This window comes from Marinobacterium sp. MBR-109 (assembly GCF_040547565.1).
GTDB lineage: Bacteria > Pseudomonadota > Gammaproteobacteria > Pseudomonadales > Balneatricaceae > Marinobacterium.
In genome coordinates, this window is record NZ_JBEPPZ010000006.1 from 61,189 (window position 1) to 87,275 (window position 26,087).

24 protein-coding genes and 4 tRNA genes are annotated in these 26,087 nt (G+C 58.2%); 11 read left to right on the forward strand and 17 right to left on the reverse strand.

Annotated elements, in window-relative coordinates:
• Window positions 1-2: 2 nt before the first annotated feature.
• The 6 genes from ABIE60_RS09395 to ABIE60_RS09420 all read left to right on the forward strand — a co-directional run bounded on the left by ABIE60_RS09395 (window position 3) and on the right by ABIE60_RS09420 (window position 3,994).
• Window positions 3-90, forward strand: a tRNA-Ser gene (locus ABIE60_RS09395).
• A gap of 23 nt (window positions 91-113) precedes the next feature.
• Window positions 114-189 (forward strand) — tRNA-Asn (locus ABIE60_RS09400).
• Between the two features lie 39 nt (window positions 190-228).
• Window positions 229-304: transfer RNA gene (locus tag ABIE60_RS09405), tRNA-Lys, on the forward strand.
• A 15-nt stretch (window positions 305-319) separates the two neighbouring features.
• Window positions 320-395, forward strand: a tRNA-Lys gene (locus tag ABIE60_RS09410).
• Window positions 396-597: 202 nt separating this feature from the next.
• Window positions 598-3,477 (forward strand): transporter substrate-binding domain-containing diguanylate cyclase, encoded by a 2,880-nt coding sequence (locus tag ABIE60_RS09415; protein WP_354469174.1) that lies wholly within the window; start codon window positions 598-600, stop codon window positions 3,475-3,477.
• 85 nt (window positions 3,478-3,562) lie between these two features.
• Window positions 3,563-3,994: a BLUF domain-containing protein gene (locus tag ABIE60_RS09420; RefSeq protein WP_354469175.1), complete on the forward strand. Its 432-nt coding sequence runs from the start codon at window positions 3,563-3,565 to the stop codon at window positions 3,992-3,994.
• Window positions 3,995-4,010: 16 nt separating this feature from the next.
• Here the strand turns inward: ABIE60_RS09420 and ABIE60_RS09425 are convergent, their stop codons facing one another.
• The 5 genes from ABIE60_RS09425 to greB form a co-directional block, all read right to left on the reverse strand.
• Window positions 4,011-5,084: a sensor histidine kinase gene (locus tag ABIE60_RS09425; protein WP_354469176.1), complete on the reverse strand. Its 1,074-nt coding sequence runs from the start codon at window positions 5,082-5,084 to the stop codon at window positions 4,011-4,013.
• Complete coding sequence (locus ABIE60_RS09430; protein ID WP_354469177.1) at window positions 5,071-6,264, reverse strand: response regulator; 1,194 nt, start codon at window positions 6,262-6,264, stop codon at window positions 5,071-5,073. The genes ABIE60_RS09425 and ABIE60_RS09430 overlap by 14 nt, the downstream gene beginning before the upstream one ends.
• 4 nt (window positions 6,265-6,268) lie before the next feature.
• Window positions 6,269-7,474: an EAL domain-containing response regulator gene (locus tag ABIE60_RS09435; protein WP_354469178.1), complete on the reverse strand. Its 1,206-nt coding sequence runs from the start codon at window positions 7,472-7,474 to the stop codon at window positions 6,269-6,271.
• 20 nt (window positions 7,475-7,494) lie between these two features.
• Window positions 7,495-12,216, reverse strand: coding sequence for a PAS domain S-box protein (locus ABIE60_RS09440; RefSeq protein ID WP_354469179.1), 4,722 nt, complete (start codon window positions 12,214-12,216; stop codon window positions 7,495-7,497).
• A gap of 182 nt (window positions 12,217-12,398) precedes the next feature.
• On the reverse strand, window positions 12,399-12,899 hold the full coding sequence (greB, locus tag ABIE60_RS09445; RefSeq protein ID WP_354469180.1) for a transcription elongation factor GreB: 501 nt from the start codon (window positions 12,897-12,899) through the stop codon (window positions 12,399-12,401).
• A gap of 76 nt (window positions 12,900-12,975) precedes the next feature.
• On the opposite strand from greB, the gene ABIE60_RS09450 reads away from it, so the two are divergent.
• Complete coding sequence (locus tag ABIE60_RS09450; protein WP_354469181.1) at window positions 12,976-13,404, forward strand: hypothetical protein; 429 nt, start codon at window positions 12,976-12,978, stop codon at window positions 13,402-13,404.
• Between the two features lie 69 nt (window positions 13,405-13,473).
• Window positions 13,474-14,388 carry a DMT family transporter gene (locus tag ABIE60_RS09455; protein WP_354469182.1) on the forward strand — a complete coding sequence of 305 codons (915 nt, stop codon included), beginning with the start codon at window positions 13,474-13,476 and terminating at the stop codon, window positions 14,386-14,388.
• Here ABIE60_RS09455 and ABIE60_RS09460 read toward each other — a convergent pair.
• The 9 genes from ABIE60_RS09460 to ABIE60_RS09500 form a co-directional block, all read right to left on the reverse strand.
• Complete coding sequence (locus tag ABIE60_RS09460; protein ID WP_354469183.1) at window positions 14,356-15,330, reverse strand: zinc transporter ZntB; 975 nt, start codon at window positions 15,328-15,330, stop codon at window positions 14,356-14,358. The two genes, ABIE60_RS09455 and ABIE60_RS09460, sit on opposite strands and share 33 nt — an antisense overlap.
• 13 nt (window positions 15,331-15,343) lie before the next feature.
• On the reverse strand, window positions 15,344-15,736 hold the full coding sequence (locus ABIE60_RS09465; protein WP_354469184.1) for a hypothetical protein: 393 nt from the start codon (window positions 15,734-15,736) through the stop codon (window positions 15,344-15,346).
• Window positions 15,708-15,995, reverse strand: a complete 288-nt coding sequence (locus ABIE60_RS09470) for a hypothetical protein (RefSeq protein ID WP_354469185.1) — start codon at window positions 15,993-15,995, stop codon at window positions 15,708-15,710. Before ABIE60_RS09470 ends, ABIE60_RS09465 begins: the two co-directional genes overlap by 29 nt.
• Window positions 15,992-16,819, reverse strand: coding sequence for a putative RNA methyltransferase (locus tag ABIE60_RS09475; protein WP_354469186.1), 828 nt, complete (start codon window positions 16,817-16,819; stop codon window positions 15,992-15,994). Before ABIE60_RS09475 ends, ABIE60_RS09470 begins: the two co-directional genes overlap by 4 nt.
• Entirely contained in the window at window positions 16,816-17,958 is a 1,143-nt protein-coding gene (dapE, locus tag ABIE60_RS09480; protein ID WP_354469187.1) for a succinyl-diaminopimelate desuccinylase, read from the reverse strand. The genes ABIE60_RS09475 and dapE overlap by 4 nt, the downstream gene beginning before the upstream one ends.
• 75 nt (window positions 17,959-18,033) lie before the next feature.
• Window positions 18,034-19,065: a 2,3,4,5-tetrahydropyridine-2,6-dicarboxylate N-succinyltransferase gene (gene dapD / locus ABIE60_RS09485; protein WP_354469188.1), complete on the reverse strand. Its 1,032-nt coding sequence runs from the start codon at window positions 19,063-19,065 to the stop codon at window positions 18,034-18,036.
• A 42-nt stretch (window positions 19,066-19,107) separates the two neighbouring features.
• Complete coding sequence (locus ABIE60_RS09490) at window positions 19,108-19,455, reverse strand: ArsC family reductase (RefSeq protein WP_354469189.1); 348 nt, start codon at window positions 19,453-19,455, stop codon at window positions 19,108-19,110.
• A 10-nt stretch (window positions 19,456-19,465) separates the two neighbouring features.
• Entirely contained in the window at window positions 19,466-20,662 is a 1,197-nt protein-coding gene (gene dapC, locus ABIE60_RS09495; protein WP_354469190.1) for a succinyldiaminopimelate transaminase, read from the reverse strand.
• Window positions 20,663-20,738: 76 nt separating this feature from the next.
• On the reverse strand, window positions 20,739-22,115 hold the full coding sequence (locus tag ABIE60_RS09500) for a class II fumarate hydratase (RefSeq protein WP_354469191.1): 1,377 nt from the start codon (window positions 22,113-22,115) through the stop codon (window positions 20,739-20,741).
• A 202-nt stretch (window positions 22,116-22,317) separates the two neighbouring features.
• On the opposite strand from ABIE60_RS09500, the gene ABIE60_RS09505 reads away from it, so the two are divergent.
• Window positions 22,318-23,319 carry a hypothetical protein gene (locus tag ABIE60_RS09505; RefSeq protein ID WP_354469192.1) on the forward strand — a complete coding sequence of 334 codons (1,002 nt, stop codon included), beginning with the start codon at window positions 22,318-22,320 and terminating at the stop codon, window positions 23,317-23,319.
• On the opposite strand, the gene ABIE60_RS09510 is transcribed toward ABIE60_RS09505, so the two are convergent.
• Window positions 23,316-24,008 carry a hypothetical protein gene (locus ABIE60_RS09510; protein WP_354469193.1) on the reverse strand — a complete coding sequence of 231 codons (693 nt, stop codon included), beginning with the start codon at window positions 24,006-24,008 and terminating at the stop codon, window positions 23,316-23,318. The two genes, ABIE60_RS09505 and ABIE60_RS09510, sit on opposite strands and share 4 nt — an antisense overlap.
• Window positions 24,009-24,116: 108 nt before the next feature.
• On the opposite strand from ABIE60_RS09510, the gene pdxH reads away from it, so the two are divergent.
• Complete coding sequence (gene pdxH, locus ABIE60_RS09515; protein ID WP_354469194.1) at window positions 24,117-24,764, forward strand: pyridoxamine 5'-phosphate oxidase; 648 nt, start codon at window positions 24,117-24,119, stop codon at window positions 24,762-24,764.
• A 49-nt stretch (window positions 24,765-24,813) separates the two neighbouring features.
• Here pdxH and ABIE60_RS09520 read toward each other — a convergent pair whose 3' ends face one another.
• Complete coding sequence (locus ABIE60_RS09520; protein ID WP_091827313.1) at window positions 24,814-25,074, reverse strand: hypothetical protein; 261 nt, start codon at window positions 25,072-25,074, stop codon at window positions 24,814-24,816.
• Between the two features lie 439 nt (window positions 25,075-25,513).
• Window positions 25,514-25,708 (reverse strand): hypothetical protein, encoded by a 195-nt coding sequence (locus ABIE60_RS09525; protein WP_354469195.1) that lies wholly within the window; start codon window positions 25,706-25,708, stop codon window positions 25,514-25,516.
• 186 nt (window positions 25,709-25,894) lie between these two features.
• On the opposite strand from ABIE60_RS09525, the gene ABIE60_RS09530 reads away from it, so the two are divergent.
• A complete protein-coding gene (locus ABIE60_RS09530; RefSeq protein WP_354469196.1) occupies window positions 25,895-26,032 on the forward strand; it encodes a hypothetical protein in 138 nt (45 codons plus the stop codon).
• Window positions 26,033-26,087: the final 55 nt, after the last annotated feature.

Consider the following 26,087-nt stretch of genomic DNA (forward strand, 5'->3'; position numbering starts at 1 on the left):
TTGGAGGGATGGCTGAGTGGTCGAAAGCACCGGTCTTGAAAACCGACGGGTCGAGAGGCCCCCAGGGTTCGAATCCCTGTCCCTCCGCCATTAAGGATGATGATTTGGACAGTTCCTCGATAGCTCAGTTGGTAGAGCAGTAGACTGTTAATCTATTGGTCGCTGGTTCGAGTCCAGCTCGAGGAGCCAAATCAAGCCTGCCGTCAGGCAGGTGTACAAGCAAAGAGCGGGTCGTTAGCTCAGTTGGTAGAGCAGTTGGCTTTTAACCAATTGGTCATAGGTTCAAGTCCTATACGACCCACCACTCTTCGCTGCCGGAGGGTCGTTAGCTCAGTTGGTAGAGCAGTTGGCTTTTAACCAATTGGTCATAGGTTCAAGTCCTATACGACCCACCATTTCCGGTGCCTTACCTGTATCTTATCCTCGTTTTTTCCCTTAAAGCTTGTATTATGTAATTCACTACGTGTAGTGAATAGCATACAGCTTTCTGCATTTGCAGTGGCTTGCGTCTCTACCGGTTGTTCATGCAGTCATGGCTATACGTCTACCGAGCAGTCTGGTGCGAACAATAACACGGCATCAATAATGGATTTTATGATGGCCTTTCGGCTTCACTTCGCAATGCTCTTATTGCTGGTCCTGTCTCTGTTTACGTCACAGGTCAGTGCTGAATCTGAATCCTCTCCGGTCACCATCGGCATTGTTGCAGACAATGCACCCTACTCAAGCCTTGGGCCCGGCGGCCTGCGCGGGTTCTCGATCGATATCCTGGAGGAGTTGAGCCGTATCAGCGGTGTTGAATTCGAGTATCGTGTCGGCAGCTGGTCGGAAGTATATGGCGCATTCCTGCGTGGCGAGCTGGATGCGGTGGATGAGATTTCATGGCGTGAAGAGCGGGCTGACAAGATGCTTTTCACCCGGCCCTATCATCTGCGCCACACCGTTATCATGCATGATGAAAATCGACCGCTGCCAGCGATAGAAACGCTGTCCGATCTCAAGGGTTTTCGCATTGGCACACTGACCGATATTTATTACGCCAACATCCTGAAGGAATCGGGTCTTGATGTCGTGGAGTACGGTCTGCAGCCTGACCTGGTGCGTGCACTGGCCTTTGGCTGGATTGATGCCATTATCGGCCCCGAAGTGACATTGCGCTATATGGCTCGCCAACAGGGTTTTTTGAATATCGAACCTCTGGCGGCAGCGCCCTTCGGGGGACAGGAAACGGAAGACTTCAGGATTGCCGTTCACCTGGATCAGCCCGAGCTTTACAAGCGGCTGGATGAGGGGCTGGCAGCACTTGATCCGCATTGGGTCGACGAGTTACGTGAGCGCTGGCAGGAATATGGAGGCAAGGCTCTGGATGACAGGGCCTTGATACTGACGCCGGCACAGCAGCTTACCGTTCGTCAGCAGGCGCCTTTAAGGGTGGGGCTGATGGGTGATTATGCGCCGTTGAGCTTCGAGGATGGAGGGCGTGTTCAAGGGCTGTCAGTGGATATTCTGGCGCGTGTCATGGATTTGACCGGACTGCAGGCAACGCCTGTGGTCGATCAGTGGAGTGTTCTGATCGAACTACTGCGCCATGGTGAGATTGATGCCATTGCGAATATTTCCGATCTGGAAGAGCGAAGAAGTTTCACGCGTTTCACACAACCCTACCACCACGTACCGATCGTGGTGTTTACCCGCACGCCTGGCTTCCGCTTGAACTCGCCCGATGATTTTCGTGACCAGAGAATCGCCATCAGCACCGGTATCTTCTACGAACGCAAGGTGCGTGAACTGGCACCTGACGGGGTGGTGGCCTTTGATAACCAGGCCTCCATGTTCCGCGCTCTGGAGGCGGGAACGGTGGACCTGGTGCTGGCAGCGCTTCCGAATGGTAATCACTGGGTACGTGAACTTGGCCTTACCGGTGTGCGTATCGCGGGGGAGTTGAACCTGCCGGGTATAAGTGGAGAAGACCTGCGTTTCGGCCTGCGTCCTGAGCTGGAACCACTGGTTCCGATCATCAATTCTGCACTGGCTGCAATCACGCCTACGGAAATGCGAACCATAGAGAATCGCTGGTTAGGGGCTCAGCTTGAGTCAAACTCGGCGTTTACGGGGTTCAGTGCCTCAGAGCAGGATTTTCTTGAAAGGCGCAGCAACAGCCTCAGCTACTGTATTCACCCCGACTGGATGCCGCTTGAAGGGCTGGATGGCAGTGGCCATCACCAGGGGCTTTCAGCCACTCTTCTGGATATCTTCAGCCGCCGCTCCGGAGTCACCTTCAATCTGCACCCGACACGACACTGGCAGGCTTCGCTTGAGGCCTTGAAGCAGGGGCAATGTGACCTGTTGCCCCTGGTCGGTCGATCAGTGGGACAATCTGAAGGGATTGAGCTCACCTCCTCGTTTTACACCTTGCCAAGCATCGTACTGGGTCGAATTGAAGCCCCCTTTATCAGCAGCCTGAACGATATTGGCCAACGTCCGGTCGGAATTGTAAGTGACTCCCCATTGCTGTCAGAGCTGCGCCGAACTCACCCGGGTCTGAATTTGATCGAAGTAAAAGATGAAACAGAGGGTTTGCAGGGGCTTCAGCGAGGGGAGTGGTACGGTTACATCAGCACTTTGGCAACGGCCAGCCAAAAACTGCAGGACCTCGGCTTGGCTGATATTCGCGTCATTGGCCGTGTACCCATGGACCTTGAGCTGGCCATGGCAACATCGGCGGGTGATCAACATTTGAGCGGGTTGATGCAAAAGCTGGTGTCGAGCCTGAGCAGTGAAGATCTGCACCGCATGGACAGTGAATGGCGTACGGTCAGGTTGCAACAGGGGGTGGACTACAGCCTGTTGTGGCAGACTCTGTCGGTTACGGCCATTATTCTGCTCATGCTGTTCTACTGGAACCGCAAGTTGGGCGCACTCAATCGAGAACTGGCTGCTGCCAATGAGCGGCTTGCTGTCACAAGCACGACGGATGAACTGACCGGCCTTGGAAATCGAACCAGCTTTGAGCAGCACTATGAAGGCTGCTACCGGATCTGCCAGCGAAATGGTTTGGCGTTTCTGGTTGCCATGGTGGATGCAGACCTGTTCAAACAGGTCAATGACCGGTTCGGACACGCAGTGGGAGATGAATGCCTGCGGGCCATCAGCCGTACCATGCGTGAACAGTTCAGGCGCGAAACGGACCACCTGGTGCGCTTTGGCGGGGAAGAGTTCGTTATTTTTGCAGTAGCTGACTCGTCAGGTGATGCGGCTGAACGGCTGGAGGCGCTCAGGGACGGTATCGAGCGGCTGAGGGTGCCAACCCCTGAAGGTCAGAGCGTTCAGGTGACCGTCAGTATCGGCTATTGCAGACAGATACCAGAGCCCGGGCAGCATTCAGAGCAATGGTTGCGCATGGCCGACCGCGCTGTGTACGAAGCCAAGCGTCTGGGACGCAATCGTGTTGTTGAGGCGGGAAAGGACTCAGTCTAGCTGTCTGAAAGCACAGGAAGGCCGCTTGCAGCTGGTCAATCCGTGCCTGCGTAACTATGTGAATACTGTTTTGGGGGGAGGCAATATGGCACTTGAGCAGCTGATTTACGTCAGTACCGCTGTGCGGGAGATGAGTCGCATAGAGCTTGAAACCCTGCTGGAAGGGGCGGTGCGTTTCAATAATGCGCATCAGCTTACCGGCATGTTGCTCTATGCCGAGGGCAGCTTTCTGCAGGTGATCGAGGGCGAAACCGCTGATATGGATGCGGTGTTTGAGCGTATCAGCCGTGACCCCCAGCACCACAGTTTGCAGGTGTTGATTCGCACCCCGATCTCCGTGCGCAGTTTTTCCGCCTGGCACATGGGCTTTCGTATGCTGGGCCAGAAAGAGGTGGAAGAGCACCCCGGCTTTGCGCCCTTTTTTGAAAAAGGCTTTGACGCCGCCAGCATCGGTGCTCATGAAGGCCTGGCCTGGCGTATCCTGAAAGAGTTTGCGGATAGTCAGCAGCGGGGGTGAACCTTGGCTGATCTGATCAGGCCTCGCCTGTTCCTCCCAGAATCACCCGTGCCCGGGTAAAGTCAAAGTCATGCAGGGCGCTGTGCAGACGGATGGCATCAGCTCCCAAAGCGTTTTCCAGCGTAGCCGCATGGCGCCGGGCCAGCTCCAGGCAACTGAAATCTTCCAGCAGCAGTCGTTGCTGCAGATCTGCCAGCAGCTGCTCGGCGCTGGTATCGGCAGCGGGCAGGGGGCGCCGAGGCGGGGGCAGTACCTCGGCAATGCCCGCCTGGTGATCGCTGTCGTCATGGGCCGGCAGGGTTTTCTGCCCGGGTCGGTGTTCAGTGTCTGCCTGTTCGGCAGTTTGGGCGGGCCTTAGCTGTACCGTAAACCAGAAAGCCGCACCCGGTGAATGCGGCGTGATCATGCCTGCATCGCCGTTCATCAACTGGGCCAGCAGCCGCGCAATGCGCAGGCCAATTCCCTTTTTTTGATTTTCGCTGCCGCCGACCTCGAACATTTTTTCACTGTTGCGAAACAGGGCCATGCCCAGCCCCGGCGGCAGGCCGCTGCCGGTATCCTCAATGGTAAAATGCAGGCGTACACTCTTGCGGTTACGTGCGGCCATCCTGACCTGCAAGCGGATCTCACCCTGCTGGGTGAACTTGATGGCGTTGTCGATAAAGCAGTTGATCAACTGCTTCAGGCGCGAGGCATCGCCGTTCAGAGTGGCCGGGATGCGCTCATCCGTAGTGAGCGTAAACACCACGGCACGCTTGACCAGACGTGTGTTCACATCCTGGGTCAGGTCGTCCAGCAGAGATTTCAGCTGGAAGTTGGCGGGGGCCAGTGCCAGCGTGCCCTGTTCCAGCCGGGATAGATCGAGCAGGTTGTTGACGCTGTGCATCAGCTGCCGGCTGGTGGTCTGGATGCTGATCAGATACTGGCGTTGCTGTTCGGAGTCAGCCTGCGCCAGCGCCAGGTGTGTCACGCCCAGTATGGCATTGATGGGGGTGCGCAGCTGATGACTGACCCCGGAAAGAAACTCGCTCTGAAAGCGTGACAGCTCGACCGAGTTGCCCGCGCCAGTGTCGGCTTCAGGTCTGTGCATGTCGATCTCCCTGAACCGATTGCTGACGTCCCGCCTTGACCGCATCCTGTATCTTGTTGATCAGTGTAGCCTTGTTATAGGGTTTGACGATGTAGTCACCGGCCCCCTTGGCGATGCACTCCAGTACGGTTTCGCGCTGGTTCTGGCCGCTGATGATGATGATCGGAACCGAGGCCATCACCGGGTCGGTCTTGATCTGCCGGGTGGCCTCGATGCCATCCATGCCGGGCATCAGTATATCCATCAGAATCAGGTCCGGGCGCTTGTGTTGAATCACCTCCAGCGCGCCCTCGCCGCTGGTGGCAAAGCTGAGGCTGTAATGCTCGCTGGTGAGAATGCTGCTCAGCACCTGGCGTTGAAAGTCATCATCATCCACCACCAGTATATGGCCGTTATGGATGCGGCGGTTGACGAAGATGGTGCCGGTTTCTTCCTTCATGCGCTCCAGCGAATCGATGAACGAGCGTGACAGCTGTTTGATTTCGCGGAAACTGCTGACCGAGTGCTCGATACCGCCGCGCACGCTTGAGAATGCCTGCTTCGATGGCAGGCCGGAAACCCCGGATGCGGCCTGATCCAGCACTCGGTTGACCAGATGGTCATAGTGATTCAGGGTTTCCGACAGCAGGTGGATCAGGCCGGAAAGCTGGCTGTCCACCTGCTGACTATAGCCCTGCCCCTGCTCACTGTGTTGCTCGAACACCTGCTGCAACTTGCCGATATTCTGTTGCTGGCGCACCAGTACCCGGTCATTTTCCTGGGCATTGAAGTTGTGGCGCAGGTCGGTCATCGACTGGTGAACCGACATGGCCAGCCGGTAGGGGTCATAGGTCAGCGGCCAGAACACGATATAGTCGGTAAACCGGTCGCTGTTGCACAGGTCGTAGGCGCGCTTGACCTCACGCTTGTTGCACAGGGCGATGACGCGGTGCGGCTTTTGAGCCGGATTCTGGTCCTTGTCCTTCGGGTACAGCCGGTCATACACCTGCTCACACTTCTCCAGCTGGTCGTAGCCCAGAATGATCACATCCGGATTATGTTTGCGGTAAGCGTGCAGCACCCCTTCCAGGTCTTCAGGAAAGATCAGCCGGTCAAATTCCGACAGCTGGGTCTGTACGATCTCGCTGGTGCTCTTGTTATCAGACACCACCAGAATGACAGGATCATTGTGTGTGGCCATGGCCTCACTCCTCAGCTGGTTGTATCAATGCGGTGCGACGCTGCTGCCACTGCTGCAGCCAGTGTGGCAGCTGTTCAGGGGGCATGGCGCGGGCGATGAACCAGCCCTGTGCCGTGTCGCAGCCGGAATACTGCAGAAATGCCCAGTCGGTGGCGTCTTCCACCCCTTCGGCAACGGTGTGCAACCCCAGCTTCTGTGCCATGCTCAGGCAGCCTTCGAATATGCTGCGCAGCGATGCGTGGTGGCTGACACCGTGGACGAAGCTCTGGTCAATCTTGAGTTCATTGAAGGGCAGATCACGCAGTTGTGCCAGTGACGAATGGCCGGTACCAAAGTCATCAATGGACAGGCCGACCCGCTTCAGCCGCAGGCGTGACAGAATATCCATCGACTCCAGCCGGTTACGCATCAGGCGGCTTTCGGTCACTTCCAGCATCAGGCTGGTCGGTGGCAGCCCTCGCTGTTTCAGTTCATGCTCGATCCGCTCGGGAAAATCCAGCGCATCCAGATTGTCCATCGAGATGTTAACGGCCACCTGCAGTTCAATGCCCTGCTGGTGCCAGCGGGCGGCATCATCCAGTGCACGGCGCAGTACGGCAAAGGTCAGCGGGTCCATCAGACCAAGCTCTTCGGCCTGAGCAATGAAGCGGTCGGGGTAGATCAGTCCATCACGCGGATGATCCCAGCGCACCAGCGTTTCCACTCCGGTCACTTCGCCACTGCGCACACTCACCTTGGGCTGGTAATGATTGATCAGCTCGTTCCGGCTCAGTGCCTGTTTTAGTTCATTGGCGGGCAAGGGGGGCGCCTTGCGCCGCGTCTGTGGCAGGTCACGTTCCCTGTTGAGTTGCAGAATCTGCTCCAGACGGTGGCGTGAGACCGGTTTTTGCAGTGCATCGAGCAGACGCAGGCCCAGCCCCTGCGCCAGCCGTTCCACGGTTTGCAGGATGCGTGCGTCCTCGCCGCTGACCAGCACAAGCCCGCCCTTGAAGCCGATCTGGCCCAACTCACGTACCAGCTCGACGCCATCCTTATCGGGCATGTGCAGGTCGCAGATGATCAGGTCATCGGCATGGTGCTCGCGGGTAATGGCGTCCATGGCGCTGACGCCGCCGTCAAATTCATATACCTGCGCCTGGCTCAACTCACTCAGCTGGTGGCCCATCAGGTGGCGGATAAACGGGTCGTCATCAATGATAAAAATTCGCATCATTTATTCCTGCAGGCCGATTAGAGGTGATCCAGCGCGTTGCTGACGGCGGCATCGGTTTCACTGTACAGCTGCTCAAAGCGTTGCATCAGGTGGCTGATCTCGTCGTGATCATGGGCACGGCAGGCCATCTCCATATCCGCGCACAGATCCCCCAATGGCAGTGCGCCGATGGAGCGTGAGGAGGATTTGAAACGGTGCGCCACCGAACTCATGGTGCCGGTATCCTGCGCTTCAAAGGCCTGTCGCAGCTCTTCGATCAAGGGAGCGGACGAGCTTTGCCAGATCGTCAGGAACTCTCGCAACAGTGCCGGGTCGGCACCGACCAGTTCACGCAGAATATCCAGATTCAAAGCCTCAGTGCCGTTGCTGACAGGGGTTGCGTCAGACGCAGTCTCATCTGCCCTGAATGCAGCGGGTGTGCTGCGCAGCCACTGCTCCAGGGTTTGCTTCAACTGCTCCAGCTTGACCGGCTTGACCAGATAGGCATCCATACCCTGGTCCAGTGCCCGGCTGGACTCGCCGCGCAGGGCATTGGCAGTCAGGGCAATGATCGGCATGTGCTGATTGGCAGGCTCCTGTTCGCGGATCGCTGCCGCCAGGCTGTAGCCATCCATGCGCGGCATGTGCAGGTCGGTCAGCAGCAGGGCATAGTGCCCCTTTTGCCACAGCTCCAGCGCCTTGATGCCATCATCGGCCACTTCGGCGGTATAGCCCAGCAGCGAGAGCTGTTGCAGAATCACCAGCTGGTTCACCCGGTCATCTTCTGCCACCAGAATCAGTTTGCCCTCTGCGCGGGCATCGCCAATGGAGAGGGCTTCAGGGCTGCCGGGCGGATTATCCGCGCTGCTCGGCATGGTACTCGGTGAAGCCTTGCCGGCGGCAACCGCCACGGCGTTGATAAACTCCGCCCGGCTGAGGGCATCCATATCCAGACTCACCGTGGTGGGGGCAGTGATGCGTCCGCGTCGGCGCAGGCCGTGGGCCAGCTGCAGATAGTGGACCTGCTCCGGCAGCGGCACGGACGCACTGGGGGGCTGATCACTGATCAGGATGCAGGGCTTACCTGTCTGCTCGATCTGTGTCGGTGCATCACTGATTTGTTGCAGAAGCACAACATCGGCTTCGGAGTGCTCCAGATAGCGGCACAGGTCGTCGCTGTTGTAATCACGGCTTGGCACCAGCAGGCAGCGTACCCCTTTAAGGTCTGGCAAGGGGGCTTCGTCCTCTGGTGCGGCCGCCGGGTGCATCGACAGGCCAAGAATAAATACCGTGCCCACATCGGGTTCACTGATCAATCGAATGCCGCCGCTCATCAGGTCTACCAGATGCTTGCAGATGACCAGTCCAAGTCCGGTACCGCCAAAGCGGCGGGTGGTCGAACTTTCAGCTTGCGTGAAGGGAGCAAACAGCAACTTCTGCTGCTCGGCGCTGATGCCGATGCCGTTGTCCGCAACCCGTACTTTCAGCTGCAACGGGTCGGTATCCGTGAAACTGACGCGTACTGAAACCCGACCCTTGATCCCCTCTCGGCCGGAGCAGAACTTGATGCCGTTGCCGATCAGGTTATACAGCAGCTGACGCAGCCTGACCGGATCGGACAGTACCCAGCCGGGCAGGTCGGGGTCGATAAACAGGGACAGGTCCACATCGCGCTGGTGCGCCACCGGGACCAGTGAGCTGCACAGGTTTTCGATCAATTCCACCAGATTGAAGGGCTGAGACTCCAGCTCCAGCCGACCCGCCTCGATCTTGGAAAAGTCCAGAATATCGTCGATCAGGGTCAGCAGACTGTTGGCGGACTCACGAATGGTCCCCAGCAGGCGGGTCTGCTGCTCGTTGAGCTGACTGTTTTCAAGTACTTCGATCAACCCGACCACGCCATTCATGGGGGTGCGAATCTCGTGGCTCATGGTGGCCAGGAAAGTGGATTTGGCATTGTTAGCGCGCTCGGCCTCATCGCGGGCATGGGTCAGCGCATCGATCATCGCCGTCTGCTCGCTGATATCATGCAGCGTGCCGGCAAACATGGTTTGACCGTTAACCTGATATTCGGTGACGGCCAGCTCCAGCGGTATCAGGTGGCCATCCTTGTGCTGGCCCATCACCTCACGGCTGGTACCGATGAAGTGCGGCTCGCGGGTCTCCATGTAGCGGGCCAGATAGCCATCATGCTGGCTGCGATTGGGGTCCGGCATCAGCATGGAAACGTTTTGCCCGAGCAGCTCCTCCGGTCGATAGCCAAACACGTTTTCCACCGCCGGGTTGGCGCTGGCGATGATGCCACGGCAGTCGATGGTGATGACACACTCCAGCAGATTGTTGAGCAGCGTGTTCAGCTCGGTCTCCTTGACCTGTATGGCGTGATTCTTGCGCTGAATCTCCTGTACCTGCTGGTTCAGCAGCTTGTTCATCTGCTCCAGCTGTTCAGTGGTTTCATGGCGTTCGGTGGTGTCATGCGCGGATGCAAATATCAGCCCGTTGGGCTGGGGCAGGGCGCGCCACTCGATCCAGCGATAGCGGCCATTACGGCAGCGGTAACGATTCTCGAAATGCAGCGCCAGTTTGCCGCTCTTGAGCCCGTTCAATTCTGCTTGAGTCGATTCCAGATCATCCGGATGCACCAGGTTGGTAAAGGGCTGACTCAGCAGCTCTTCCTCGGTCCAGCCCAGTGTTTCCTTGAACGCCGGGTTGATGCGGCGGAAATAGCCCTTGGTATCGGCGATGCAAAGAAGATCCAGAGATACGGTGAAGAAGCGCTCAAACTCCTCTTCCGCCTTTAACCGGGCGGTGATGTCCTGAAGGTTACACAACACAGCAGGCTGACCGTCAAACTCGCAGCTGACAGCGGTCAGCTCGGCAATAAACGGTTGATCCTTGAAGGTGCAGCAATTCACTTTGCCCATGCGTACCGGCTCAAAGCTTTCGGCGGCCTGATGTAACAGCAACTCTACCTGCTGTTTGTCCTGAGGCTTTACCCGTTCCAGTACATTTGCGTTCAGCAGTGCCTGCCGTGAGTCTGCATCCAGCAGCGCTACAGCCGCATTGTTGGTATCCACCGGCCTGCCGTTTTGCAGGATCAGTTTTGCAAAAGGGGATGACTCGAACAGCTGGCGATAGCGTGTCTCGCTGGAGCGCAGCTCCGCTTCCGCTTCACGGCGCCGATTCAGCTCTCGGCTCAGGTCACGGGTACGGCGACGTACGGTGAGCTGCGTGGCCAGATCACGCTCAGCCATGCTGAGGGTGGTGTAGGACGCCAACATTGCAGCCAAAATGGAAAACAGGAAGTAGAGTCGCTCGGCTCCGCTGTCCCCTGACATGCGCAGCGGTGTCAGCAAGGTAAAGTCGAGCTGCCAGCTGCGGCCACCGGTTTCGAGCAACTCGCGCCGAAAAACGGGGCTGCCGGGCGGGGTACGGTCCATAAGGGGCTGGGGCCGGTCTGGCTCGGTCACATCCGTGATCCGCACTGCCATATTGCGGTTGGCTGCCTGTCTGGTGAGTGGTGCAAACAGCAGCTCAATATCGAATATCCCGACAACTACGCCCAGCGGCACCGGGGGCTGACCCTCCTGCCTAGAGTGCAGTACCGGTTGAAACGCCAGAATGGACTGTAAGCCTGTACGAATCAGCGGCCTTGCGCGGGACAACTGCAATTGACCTGTCTCCAGCGCATCTGAAATGGCCTGGCGCCGCTGCGGGTCCCAACTGTGGTCCAGCCCCAGTACGGACGCGCCCAGTGTGGGGGGCGCACTGTACAGCACAGGAAAATATGGGTTCCGATCATCTGCCGACATATAGGTCACTTTGGGGTTCAGCAAGCCAACGGGTTGCACAACTCGGTGCTTGTGCTGCTGCTCAAACTGGGCTCGTTCCGCTGCCGGTATCAAGGGTGCCCAGTCCAGTGCGATCAGGGCAGGGTCTTGGCCCAGCCAGCCAGCGAACTGGTTGAACTCCTGCTCGGTCAGGTTGGGGCGGGCCTGTAGCAATTGCGCCAGTGCTTCCAGGCGTGCGAACTCCTCCTTGATCGAAACGAAATAAAGCTGGCTGAAGCGGTCGAGGCTGCTTTGACGGTTCAGTTCAGCTTCACGGGTCTGCATCTGGGACAGGAGCATATGACCACCGCCGAGCAGCAGTGCCGCACCCAGCAGAGGCAGGGCGATGCGGTAGGCACCAATGCGATGACTGGCTTCGTGGGCGTGGCGGCGGCCCAGCACCAGCAGGGTCAGGGGCGCAAACAACAGTACGCCCAGGGTATCGCCGCTCCACCAGGTGAGCCATTCGCTGAAGGCTCTGTCCAGCTCCAGCTGGCCGGTAGCCAGCCGGGTCAGTACACCCAGTGAGGGCGCTGTCAGGCAGGCCAAAGGCCCTGCCAGCAGCAAGAAACGGATGATATCGGCATCGCGCACCAGCGTGCTGCTGCGTCTGAGCAGCGTGCGAGTCAGGCGGTAGCCAAAATAGGCCTGCAAGGTGGCGGCAAGGGCATTGGGTGCTGCCGACAGGAATGAGTTAAGGCTGAACTCCAGGTAAAGATCGGTCAGCAGGGCGGCGATAAAAATGGGAACGATCGCGGTACGGCGATAAATCAGTAACATGCCAACGCCGACACCGGCGGCGGGCCAGATCGGCAGGGCGTATTCGGTGGCAAACCCCAGCTGCAGCGTCAGCACACTCACCAGCCAGTAGGCCAGCGTGAGCCAGAGTGATCGCAATATGAGCGAAGCGGGTGTTGCCGTTGTCCACATGGGGGCTCAAACCTTAAATCATGAATTAACACTACATGAAAGTACGTATACCAGATTAGGACACTACTGACAGTATTGTTGAGTCTGGCAAGTTGGGTGTGCTTTATGTGGCTTTTGGTATGATTTGAAGGAGTGGCCAGTTACTGCTGGTTGGGTGTGGCACGTTATGATCCATGAGGTGCTCACTCATACTCAACCGCCACGACCTCCAGCCAGAGTTCATCCTGATCGACTCGCTCGATGGTCACCTCATCGCCCACCTGTTTCTTCAGCAGCTGCCGCGCCAGCGGCGCATCAATGCTGATGTAGCCCTTTGCCGGGTCGATTTCATCCGCGCCGACAATACGGTAGCGACGCTGCTGGTCGTCCTCGTCGACCAGTGTGACCCATGCACCGAAGAAAATGCGGCTGGTATCGTCAGGGGCGCGATCCACCACCTTGATATGTTCCAGCCGTTTGGACAGGTAACGCACGCGACGGTCGATCTCGCGTAGTTGTTTCTTGCCGTAGATGTATTCCGCGTTTTCGGAGCGGTCGCCCTGAGCGGCAGCCTCTTTTACCGCCTGAGTGACTTCAGGACGCTTCACCTTCCACAGGTATTTCAGTTCAGCGGTGAGGCGCTCATAGCCCTCAAGGGTGATGTAGGGGGAGCTTTTCGGTTGTGCCGGACGCCAGCGTGACATGTTTTTTCCCTGATGTGGAAGAAAAGGTAAAGGATTACAGTCGCTTGCCGATAATACCAGCTCAGGCGGAGGCATGATGCAGACAGATCCTATCCAGACACGAATTGAGACCTATACGGCCTCACTGCCACAGGCAGTGCAGTCACCCAATGGTGCCCAATTCGCGTTTCTGCTCAGTCTGATTGCATCCAATCAGGAAATCTATCGCCCGCAGTCAGCGGTTCAGCCCGGCAGCGGCTTCGAGCTGCCCCCGGCAGCGCCGTTGAGTTATCCCGATCTGAATGAGCTGCACACGCCGGAAGTGGTGTCGCGGCTTAATCATTCCATCAATGATCATATCCCCGGTGACTATGCCTATCTGGTCAGCCGGCTGGATACTCAGGCGCGTACCCCGAGGGCTCAGGCACTCAAGTCGGACCGATTTGAGCAAGTCGCCCTGTATGCCGCCAGTGAACTGGCCGGTACCATCGAGACCGCGCGCCACACCCTGACCGCCCACGCCTGACCCCCATACCTGACAGGCAGGGCTCAATATGTTTTCCTAGGCGGTTTCTGTCTGCAAGGATCTGCCCTTATGTCGGATAAATCCCAGTCTCGTGCCATGCTGCTTGGGCTCAGTGCCGTTCTGCTCTGGTCTACGGTGGCGACGGCATTCAAACTGTCATTGCAGGTGATGACGCCTCTACAGCTGCTGGGCTGGGCCGGGCTGTTTTCCACACTGGTACTGGCGATCGGGGTCAGCTGGCAGGGGCGCTGGCGTGAGCTGGTCGTGCAGTGGCGGCAACGGCCTGTCCTGTACCTGCTGCTGGGGGTGTTGAACCCGGCGCTTTACTATCTGGTGCTGTTTAAGGCCTATGATCTATTGCCCGCGCAACAGGCTCAGGCCCTGAACTACACCTGGGCGCTGACCCTGTCACTGTTGGCTGTGCCGCTGCTGAAGCAGAAGCTGCAGCGTTTAGATCTGCTGGCAATGGGGCTGGGTTATTTCGGTGCGTTGATCATTGCCACGCGGGGGCAGCTATTGGTGCTGCAGTTTGACAGCGTGCCCGGCGTGGCATTGGCGCTGGGCAGTACCCTGATCTGGGCACTGTACTGGATCATCAATATCCGGGCCGAGGGTTCCCCTGCGGTCAGCCTGCTGCTCTGTTTTATGTGCGGAACACCGCTGGTCTGGGGGTTGATGCTGTGGCAGGGTGAAGTGCAGTGGCCTGGCATGCAGGGCATTCTCGGGGCGCTCTGGGTCGGAGTGTTCGAGATGGGGCTGACCTTCATGCTGTGGCTGGGTGCCATGCGTGCCGCGACCCATGTCAGCCGGGTGTCCAACCTGATTTTCCTGTCGCCCTTTCTGTCGCTGGTATTTATTTATCTGTTTTTGCATGAGCCGATCGCCCCGGCCACGTTTATTGGGCTGGGGCTGATCGTTACCGCAGTAGTGGTACAGCAGCGGGCGCGGCGCTCAGAGCCAGCGCCAGCGGCGGAACAGCAGTAGCAGGCCACCAACCAGCAGGGACAGCATCAGCAGAAAAATGAAGAAGGCGTAATCGTTATCGGCGCCGGGAATACCGCCCACGTTAATCCCCAGCAGCCCGGTCAGGAACCCCAGCGGCAGGAATACGGCCGAGATGATCGACAGCACATACATGCGCAGGTTGAGCTGCTCGCCCTGCTGACTGGTCAGCTCTTCCTGTGCCATGGCGGCGCGCTCGCGAATGATGTCCAGATCCTCGATGTGGCGCAGCAGCTGGTCGCTGATTTCACGCAGCTCCAACTTCATTTCGGTGGTGAGCCAGCTCAGGCGCTCACTCAACATCTGGTTGAAGGCATCGCGCTGGGGGGCAAAGTATCGCCGCAGGGTAACGGTCTGGCGTCTGAGATTTCGCACGGCCTGGCGCATTTCGCTGCCGGGCTGGGTCAGCAGGTCCAGCTCGAGGTCAGACAGCTGTTCTTCCAAGCCCGATACTGTACTTCCCATTCGCTCCACCAGCAGCTCACTGAGGCGGATAATCAGTTCGGCACTGCTGCGTGGACCCTCGCCCAGTTCAAACAATTCCAGCAGTTTGCTGACCGACATCAAGCGACGTTTGCGGGTTGATACCACCAAGCGGGCACCCACACAGAGGCGAATCGAGACCATATCTTCCGGGTCGGCGCCCGGGTTGGTATTGACGCCGCGCAGAGCCAGCAGCAGGTATTCTTCCAGAATGGCGGCACGGGGACGGGTATTTTCGGCCAGCAGCGCGTCAATGGCCAGCTCCGGCAAGCCGCTGTCCTGTTCCAGCCACCGGCGCGTGGAATCAAGGGTGTAGTCCATATGCAGCCAGAGAATACCGTCTTCCGGCTGCCAACGTTCCAGCTCCTCGGAGGAAAGAGAACGGGCGCCGCCCTGTCCATCGAGGATCAGTGCGTGCAGTGTTTCGCGGGCGGGTGTCATGGCTCTCTCCCTGTCAGTCGGTGTGCCAGGTGATTTTTTCTACCTCGGTGCCCTCGATCTTCCACCACTCATCCGGATCATCGCCATCCTGCCAGCCGGAGACGATACAGCGTACCTGAGTGCCCATCGCCTCAGCGACTTCCTGTGCACAGTCAAGGTCACGTACCCAGGGGGTGGAATCGGAGCGGAACCAGACACTGATCCAGGCTTTGCCAACCGCCTTTTCATGGATCATGACCGGAATGCGTTGACCGCTGAAAATGGCCGTAAGCGAGTGCGTGCCACTGACACTGTTGTGCGATTCAACACTGTCGGCCCGATCGCGCAGCCACTGGAGTATCTGCTCCAGGGAGCGGTTCTTGATATAGATCTCAATGTCAGGATGGCGGATCTCGGTGCTGCTCATCGTCGTCGTCCAGAATGTGCCAGATGCGCAGAACGCTCAGGCTAAGGTAACCAATAAGGGCGAGTATGCTGCCAGCGATGGCCAGGATCAAGCCGGCCAGGGCCAGCAATTCTGCCTTGAGCCCAGGTGGCAGGCTGTATTGGGCCATGCTGATGCCACCAACGCCACAAAAGAACAGTCCGGCACCACTCAGCAGCAGGCGTAGATTGCGGCGGGGATTCTGTGCCTGCTGTCGCAGCCACTGCTTGATGCGATTCATCGCTTGCGAAACAGCGCCAGGCGGAAGTCGGCCTGCTCGTTCAGTTCACGACAGGTCGCGATCCGTTCACGGGCGGCACTGTTGAGTCGCTGGCCGTGGGGTGTCATCGCCAGCAGGTCCTGTATCGCCTCGTGAGTATCGAGTCTGAATTCAAATGCCAGCTGCCGGGTTGTGACGGGGTCAAACCGTTCAGCCAGTCCCTGCTCGGGGTTGAAGCCGGAGCTGTCGCGCACCTGTTCATAGATCAGGCTGCGCAGAGCGCGCAGGTGAGCGGGGCCGGGGTAGACCACCAGCAGCAGACCGCCGGGCTTGAGTACCCGTGCGGTGGGCTCGGGCAACAGGCGACCAAAGATCAGGCTGGCAATGTCCACGGATTCATCGGCCAGCGGGATATCCGCGCCGGTCGCCACCAGCCAGAGAATATCGGGGTTGCGGCGGCTGGCTGCGCGCACCGCCGGTTTGGAAATATCCAGACCGGCCACGCTGAGGCTCAGCTGCCGCTGCAGCTGGTCGGTGTACCAGCCCTCGCCGCAACCCAAATCCAGCAGGCGTTGTGGTATGTCCGTCGGCATGTGTTCCTGCAGCAGGCCCACGATGGCCTGTGCCAGCGGGGCATAGTGCCCTGCCTGCAGAAAACGCTGACGTGCCTGCACCATGTCGGCACTGTCACCCGGCTCCTTGCTGCGCTTGCGCTGCGGCAGCAGCAGATTCCAGTAGCCCTGACGAGCAAGGTCAAAGCTGTGGTTGTGCTCACAGCCGAGCCGGTTGTCAGCCTGCTGCAGAGGCAGTTTGCAGACGGGGCAGATCAGTGCGAACAGACTCATGCCGTGACCAGCAGTCGGGCCAGAATGTTTTCGTACAGGTGCGACAGGTCATCCAGATCGCTGGCGCGCACGCGTTCGTTGATCTTGTGGATGGTGGCGTTGCACGGCCCCAGCTCCAGCACCTGAGCCCCGGTGGGAGCGATAAAGCGCCCGTCGGAGGTGCCGCCAGAGGTGGACAGCTCGGTTTCATAACCCAGAACGGTACGGATCGACTCGCGGGCGGCATCCACCAGGCTTCCGGCGGCGGTCAGGAAGGGGTTGCCGGACAGAATCCAGTCGATATCCCACTCAAGGCCATGCCTGTCGAGAATCTCACGCACGCGCAGCTTGAGTTCATCCGCGGTGACTTCGGTAGAGAAGCGGAAGTTGAACTCGACATCCACATGACCGGGCACCACGTTGGTGGCGCCGGTACCGGCGTGGATATTGGAGATCTGGAAGCTGGTGGGCGGGAAGAATTCGTTGCCTTCATCCCAGACAGTGGCCGCCAGTTCGGTCAGTGCCGGTGCCGCTTCATGGATCGGGTTGCGTACCAGATGCGGGTAGGCCACATGCCCCTGTATACCGCTTACCCTCAGGGTGCCACTGAGCGAACCGCGGCGCCCGTTCTTGATTACGTCGCCCACCTTGTCCGTGCTGGAGGGCTCGCCGACGATGCACCAGTCGATCTTTTCGTTGCGCGCTTCCAGGTGGTCGATCACGCGGGTGGTACCGTTGATGAACGGGCCTTCCTCATCGCTGGTGATCAACAGGGCGATGGAGCCGTCATGGTCCGGATGGTTGGCGAGAAAACGTTCGGCAGCGGTGACGAAGGCGGCAATGCTGCCTTTCATATCGGCTGCGCCGCGACCGCACAGATAGCCTTCTTCGATACAGGGCTCGAAGGGTGGGAACTGCCATTGCGCCTCAGGGCCGGAGGGCACCACATCGGTGTGACCGGCGAAGCAGAACAGCGGGCCGGAGTCGCCACGGCGTGCCCAGAGGTTGGTTACCTCTTCAAACGGCAGGCGCTCGATACGAAAGCCGAGCTTCTCCAGTCGGCTGATCATCAGTTCCTGACAGCCATCATCCTCGGGGGTGACGGAGCGGCGGCTGATCAGCTCCATGGCCAGATCCAGCGTAGGGGAGGTCGAAGTCATGTTGAATCCTGCGGCTTGAAAACAATAAAACCCCGTACACCATCGGGTGAACGGGGTCGGTCAGCGCTGTTACGCTCAGTTGTGCTTGTGCAGTTCGGCGTTCAGCTCGATGGCGCTCTTGTTGGTTTTCACCTCAATGCGGCCATTCTGCGAGTTGCGGCGGAACAGCAGGTCCGGGGTGCCGGCCAGTTCACCGGCCTTGACCACGCCCACTTCCTGGTTGTGTTCGTCCAGCAGGGTGACTTTGGAGCCGCCAGTGACATACAGACCGGCTTCAATGGTGCAGCGATCGCCCAGCGGCAGGCCGAGACCGGCGTTGGCACCCAGCAGGCAGTTTTCACCCACGGAGATGACCACGTTGTTGCCACCGGACAGGGTACCCATGGTGGAGGCGCCGCCACCGATGTCGGAGCCGTTGCCCACGACAACACCGGCGGAGATGCGGCCTTCAACCATGCTCACGCCCAGGGTGCCGGCGTTGAAGTTGATGAAGCCTTCGTGCATTACGGTGGTGCCTTCGCCCACGTGTGCGCCCAGACGGATACGGGCAGCGTCACCGATACGGATACCGGCCGGTACCGCGTAGTTGGCCATTTTCGGGAACTTGTCGACGGAGAACACGTCCAGCACCTTGCCCTGAGCCCGGGCCGAGAGCTGACGGCGCGGCAGGTCGTCCAGTGCCACGGCACCTTCATTGGTCCAGGCCACGTTCGGCAGCAGCGGGAACATGCCGCTCAGGTCGATGCCGTGCGGCTTGACCAGACGGTGCGACAACAGTGACAGCTTCAGGTACACCTCGGCGGTGGTCTGCGGCGCAGCGTCGGTTTCCAGAATGCAGAGCACCAGCGGCTGATGGGTGCCTTCCAGAATTTCCACCACTTCGGCCTGAGCTTCGGCGTCCACGGAGAGGAAGGCCGCTTCCAGCGATTTCAGCTGGGAAGCGTTCAGTTCGATGGTCTGGTTGCCACCCTCGTAACCCACCTTGTCGGCCACGGCGGCAATCAGCGTGTCATCCGCGTTCAGCAGCGGCGCGTTGTAGTACACCTCCAGCCAGTCACCGGCAGACGATTTTGTACCTACACCCAAACCAAATGCGAAATTCGCCATTGTTTACTCCGTTGTTCGATTCATCAAAAGGGGAGGCGCTGTTCAGTCGAACAGGGCCGCGTAATCCGTATCTTTAAAGCCGACCTCAACCCGACCGTCGTCCAGTTCCAGCACCGGACGCTTGATCAGAGTCGGTTGTTCGACCATCAAGGCCTGCAAGGCGGCCGCATCGGTGGTGGCCTTGACCTCGTCCGGCAGCTGGCGCCAGGTGGCGCCGCGCTTGTTCAGTACCTTGTCCAGCCCGGCTGTGTTGCACCAATGCTCGATCTTGTCGGTGCCAAGGCCCTGCTTGCGGAAGTCGTGAAATTCAAACGCAACACCACGGGCTTCCAGCCATTTGCGCGCTTTGCGCACGGTGTCGCAGTTGCTGATGCCGTACAGCGTGGTCACGGGCAACTCCTTACCGGGATTCAATATAGCGGCGAATGCGCTCGGCCGCTTCAACACACTCGGACACCGTTGCCACCAGTGCCATGCGCACAAAACCGGACCCCGGCAGCACGCCGTCCACTTCGCGGGACAGGTAGCGGCCCGGCAGCACGGTCAGGTTCTGCTGTGCGAACAGTCCCTTGGCAAACTCATCATCCGCCATCGGTGTGGGCGCCCAGAGATAGAAGCTGGCATCGGACTGTTTCACATCCATCACCGGCTGCAGTACCCGCAGTACCGCCTCGAACTTGTGCCGATACTGGCAGCGGTTTTCGTATACGTGGCTTTCGTCATTCCAGGCGGCGATGGAGGCCAGCTGGTGTTGAACCGGCATGGAGCAGCCGTGATAGGTGCGATAGAGCAGGAAGGGCTCCAGCAGGCTGGCATCACCGGCAATAAAGCCCGAGCGCATACCGGGCAGGTTGGAGCGCTTGGACAGGCTGTGGAACACGATGCAGCGGGCATAGTCGTTCCGGCCCAGCTCGGCACAGGCCTGCAGCAATCCGGCCGGCTTGTTGTTCTCATCCGGGTACAGCTCGGAATAGCACTCATCCGAGCAGATGATGAAGTCGTGTTCGTCCGCCAGGGCGATCAGCTTTTTCAGGGTCTCGACACTGTGCACGGCCCCGGTGGGGTTGCCCGGTGAGCAGACAAACAGCAGCTGGGTACGCTGCCAGATATCCACCGGAACGGCATCGTAATCGGGGATAAAGCCGTTTTCGGCCAGGCAGTTGAGGTAGTACGGTTCGGCTCCGGCCAGATAGGTGGCGCCTTCATAGATCTGGTAGAAGGGGTTGGGGGACATGACCAGAGCACCGGGCTTGCGCTCGACCGCCGCCTGAGTGAAGGCAAAGATCGCTTCACGGGTACCGTTGACCGGCAGGATATTGCGCTCCGGGTCCATGCTGCCGGTCTGCAGACCGAAACGACGCTCGCACCAACTCGCCATCGCCTGCCGCAGCTCCGGCATCCCCTTGGTGGTCGGGTAGGTGGAAACACCGCTGAGGTTTTCCGCCAGTACATCGGTCACGAAGGGCGGGGCCGGGTGCTTGGGCTCACCAATGCCGAGTGAGATGTGCTCAAGGTTTTTGGGCGGCTGAACACCGGCCTTGAGGACGGCCAGTTTCTCAAACGGGTAGGGCTGCAGTCGGTCGAGATCGCGGTTCATGCAAGTTTCCTGTCATACCCTGCAAAGTGCAGGGTTTTAGGCCAGATTTCAGGCGCAAAAGTATAGCGGAAGCGGCCTATTCGATGCCAGTTAAGCGCAGCGGATCGAGCAGACCTTCCACCTCTTCGCGTTCGAGGTCGGTCTGTTCCACGACCACGTCGACGATGGGTCGACCTTCGGCATAGGCCTGTTTGGCAAGAGCCGCCGCCTGTTCATAGCCCAGTACCGTGTTGAGTGCCGTCACCAGAACCGGGTTGCGCGACAGAGCCGCCTCGATATTGTCGCTGTTGACCGTAAAGCCCTCAATCGCCTTGTCGGCCAGGGTGACGGCGGCGTTGGCGACCAGCATCTCGCTCTGCAACAGGTTGTAGGCAATCAGCGGCAGCATGGTATTGAGCTGAAAATTGCCGTGCTGGCCACAGATGCTGATGCTGACATCGTTGCCGCATACCTGGGCTGCCGCCATCATCACCGCTTCCGAGATCACCGGGTTGACCTTGCCGGGCATGATGGAAGAGCCGGGCTGCAGGGCAGGCAGGGCGATTTCACCCAAACCGGCCAGTGGCCCCGAGTTCATCCAGCGCAGGTCATTGGCAATTTTCATCAATGCGGTGGCGCAGGTCTTGAGCTGGCCGGACAGCTCAACCGCCGTATCCTGACAGGCCTGTGCGGCAAAATGGTTCTGTGCCGGCTGCAGGGTCAAGCCGGTGCGAATGCTGAGCTGGCGGCAGAACAGCCGAGAGAAGGCGCGTGGGGCATTCACACCGGTCCCCACCGCCGTGCCGCCCTGAGCGACCTGTACCAGACGGGGGCGCACGTTCTCCAGTCGGGTGATGCAGTCCAGGGTCTGTGCCTGCCAGCCGGAGATCTCCTGATCCATCCGGATCGGCATGGCATCCATCAAATGAGTGCGTCCGGTCTTGACGATCTGGGACAGGGCTGAGCGCTTGCGGGTCAGAATGCCGACCAGATGGCGCAACGCCGGAATCAGGCTGTTTTCCAGCTGCAGCAGTGCGCTGACATGGATACAGGTGGGGATTACATCGTTGGAGCTTTGGCTCATGTTGATGTGATCATTGGGGTGCAGCTCAAGGCCGGTGCGCTGCTTGATCAGCGCACTGAGCACCTCGTTCATGTTCATGTTGCTGCTGGTGCCGGAGCCTGTCTGGAACACGTCCACCGGGAACTGATCCAGATATTCACCGGCGATCAACTGGTCGGCGGCGTCCACAATGGCATCGGCCTGCTCCTTTTCCAGCAGGCCCAGCTCCGCATTGGCGCGGGCGCAGGCGGCCTTGATCTGGGCCAGGGTGGTGATGAAACGCTGTGGCAGGCGCAGATCACTGATCTGAAAGTTATCCACAGCCCGTTGAGTCTGCGCGGCGTACAGGGCATCACGGGGCACCTGTACCTCACCCATGCTGTCATGCTCGGTGCGAAATTCCGGATTCATGCTTGGCTCCCTGTGCGTTTTTAAATGGTCCCGAACCGGGTGTTGTACAGTCAGTTTATACATAATCCAGGGGGATGCGCATAGCGTCATACACCGTTTGACGGGTGCATGATCACCCCGGAGTGCAAAGTATCGGTGTTTGGATAATATGGGGTAGACTCTTGTTCCTTTCATCTGTCCCCAGCTTCAAGAGTGATCACTCATGAGTTTGCTAACCCGCTGGCCGCGTGACCAGCTCTGCCTCAGTGTTGAAGAACGTCGTCATGCCGTGCAGGCGGTGGAGCAGGCGTTCGCTGCCACCCTGGAATCATTGAAGGTGGATATCGGCCTGAAGGAGATGTTCGAGGAGATCTATGTGCCGCTGGCTGCCTGGATTCTGGCGCGCAAACGACAGCAGGAAGGGCCACTGGTACTGGGCATCAACGGTGCACAGGGTGCCGGCAAATCGACCCTGTTCAATTTGCTGGAAGTGATTCTGGGTGAAGGTTTCGGGCTGCGAGTGGTGGGCTTTTCCATCGATGATATATACAAGACCCGTGCCGACCGTGAAGCGATGGCCCGCAGTATTCATCCGCTGTTTGTTACCCGTGGCGTACCCGGCACGCATGATGTAGAGCTGGGCATGGAGATTATCGACAGCCTGTGCGCCGATGAGCCTGAGCGCGTGACCAAAATACCGGTCTTTGACAAATCGATCGATGATCGCTGCCCGGATTCTGTCTGGCAGGAGTGGGTAGGGGGCGCAGATCTGATTGTGCTGGAGGGATGGTGCGTGGGTGCCCGGCCGCAGGAAAGCGCCGCACTGAGTGAGTCGGTGAATGCGCTGGAGCGTGATGAAGACCCGGATGGCATCTGGCGCCACTATGTGAATGAACAGTTGAAGGGGCCCTACCGAGAGCTGTTCTCACGCCTTGATGTGCTGCTGATGCTGTGTGTGCCCAGTATGGACGCGGTCTACGAATGGCGTTCACTGCAGGAGAAAAAGCTGGCTGAGCGGATACAGTATATCTATGACACGCAGCAGCCGACGGATCACCTGCGGATCATGGATGGCAATGAGATCAAGCGCTTTATTCAGCACTATGAGCGGCTGACACGGGCCATGTTGGCCGAGATGCCTGAGCAGGCCGATGTCACCCTGTTCCTGAACGAAAACCACAAGATTGCGGATATTCGTGTGTTCAAGCCGTTGCGGGGTGGCTAGATCGGCAACAGGGTGGTTGAGGCAATGCCATGTACAACCGTATTGATCGTGCGGTTGGTGGAGTCGGATACGATCTGCGCCATCATGTCCTGATGAGCGATCAGCTTGGCCAGAATGCGTTCGTAACTGAAATTGGTTGAGCTGTTGGCGTAAATGAAGGGCTCGCCATTTTCCTGTCGGTAGGTATTGAGTCGCCAGGCCACGGCTTCAAGATTGCGAGCGCAGTTGTACAGCTTCTGCTGATCCATCTCGTTGAGCATGTAAAACTCATCGCGAAAACTGTACGAGGCGTGCAGCATGCCGGTAATGCCGACCATCAGCGCAAATACCCGATCGCCCTGAAACGCGGGGTCAAATGCCAGCGGCACCGCTTTTTCTGCATACAGGTTGTTAAGCTCGGGGTGGGTGATCAGCCGGGGAGAATTCAGCAGCAACTCCAGGCGTCGTTCGACGGTCATGCCGGGGACTTTCGCCAGTTCTCGGGGGTTGCGTTTGTACAGCTTAATGGTCAGTTCGCGTGCCAGCTTCTTGACGGTTTCAACATGCCGATCGGCGACCATGTCGATTTCGGACTTGCCCAGATTCTTCAGCTGGAACGGCCGCTCATTGCCACTGACAGCGCAGCCACCGAGCAGCATCAGAGTCAGCAGTAGCGCGAGTAACGGCCTTGCCGGTTTCGGTCCATACATCGATTTCAATCTCCTTGATCTGAACTGCATCCCGCGTGATCCCGGGCAGTATAACCCTGATCCTTTCAGTTATAGTAACCCCCTGAGCCCATTCGACTGGAGAGATCTATGAGTGATACCCCTGAAATCAGTGCCCTGCGTCGCGAATATGTGGCGGCGGGCCTGAGTCGTGCCGATCTGGCAGCTGAGCCCCTGGAACAGTTTGGCCACTGGATGCAGCAGGCGCTGGAGGCCTATCCCGACGATGCAACCTCGATGACACTGGCCACGGCCGGCGCGGATGGCTGGCCCGCCGCACGTATCGTACTGCTCAAGCGTTTTGATGCGGATGGTTTCTGTTGGTTCACTGACTTTCGCTCCGAGAAGGGAGAGCAATTGCAGCAGAACCCAAAAGCCGAGTTGCTGTTTTACTGGCGTGGGCTGGAACGTCAGGTGCGTATCCGTGGGCGTGTTGAGCAGTTGGAGCACGCATTGGGCGAAACTTACTTTCACGAACGGCCGCGCGGCAGTCAGCTGAGTGCGGCAGCCTCACATCAAAGTCACCCGGTTGATCATCGCATCACGCTGGAACAGCGTGTGGCGGAGCTGGATCAAACTTTTGATGCAGCCGAAATTCCCTGCCCATTAACCTGGGGCGGCTATCGACTGATACCGGAACTGTACGAATTCTGGCAGGGGCGCGAAAACCGTCTGCACGACCGCTTCCGTTACCAACGCAATGACACCGGCTGGCAGATAGAGCGTCTGCAACCCTGATCAATCCGCTGTTCAGGAGTTGGCTGGTTGTTGGCCGGCCAACTCCCCCTCAGGAAACCTTTTCACGCCACTGCAGGTCACCGATCTGCACGTTCAGCCAGTCAAACCCGATTCGACGGGCAACCGCTGCTGCCCCATCCAGGCTTTTGAATTCTCGTTCCCCTTTTGAGCGCTGCAGGTTGAGTGTTACCACCTCCTGATCACGCGTGATGAATTTCAGGGTCCAGCCGCGCGACATCGAGACTGGAATCGCCTGACAGGAATCAAAAACACCCGCCTTGAACAGCAATTTAATTTCCTTCTCTTGCATCGTCTTAATCCTTTTATGATTCATCATTTAACCATTAATGATAATTATAAATACAATGCTGATAAATAGCAAAAAAACAGCCCTGTATATGGATGCATAAATCATTGAAAATAAAGGGTTTTTAAGAATTTTTTTCAGATTTTTTGCGTCAGGATGTGTTTTTCCATAAGTGATTGTTTATAAAGGAAAATAATTTCAATTCCGCTTAGATCTTTTTGTTATTTTAAGACTGTTTTGAGTGTTCATAATTTCATTAATGATGAATCATTAAATGTTTTTGACTATTCATGGCTGGGTTCGGTTGATGGCCGCCTGGGAAGACGCGAAAGCAGATTCTGAGTCAGCTCAGGTGCTGGCAGTGGTTGGTGTGTTAAGGGGCAAGATGAAGCGGGGGAGAGACGGAAAAGCAGGCAGCCTGAACGGCTGCCCGGAGAGTGGGTCAGTCTGAGCGCTTGGCCTCAAGCCTTGCCTGCAGAACCTGCTCGACTGCATCAAGCTGTTTGCGCATCTGCTCAACCGCGCTGTTGTCATCGTTGGAGGGTGAAAAACGGAACATGTCGAGCATCTCGACCAGGAAGCTTTCTTCGTTCATCTTGCTGATCTGTTCCGGCGTCCAGTTCTTGTGTGAATACATGGTAATCTCCTTTTTGAAGGTGCTCATTTAGATATGAGCCAGATGTGAGCGTTTTTCAAGTTGGACTGTATTGATGAGCTATGCTGAAAAGTCGAGAGCAGGACTCGTTGAGCTGAGTCAATATGTGCTCCAGGCTTAAGAGGTAATCTGTTCCCAACTAGGGTAACGAGTGTAAAGGTGATTGTGATGTTCGGGATTGATCTGTACAGCTTCGAGGTATTGGCGCCGAGCCTGCTGGGTATTGTGGGCATGGCTGCGGTGATGGTGTGGGCTTTCATCAAGGTCCGCAAGCTGATGAATGAAGACGGTAAGAAACACAAATAACCTTTTCTGTCCGTCAACTGCATACATGTACAAACCCGCCGGATCCGGCGGGTTT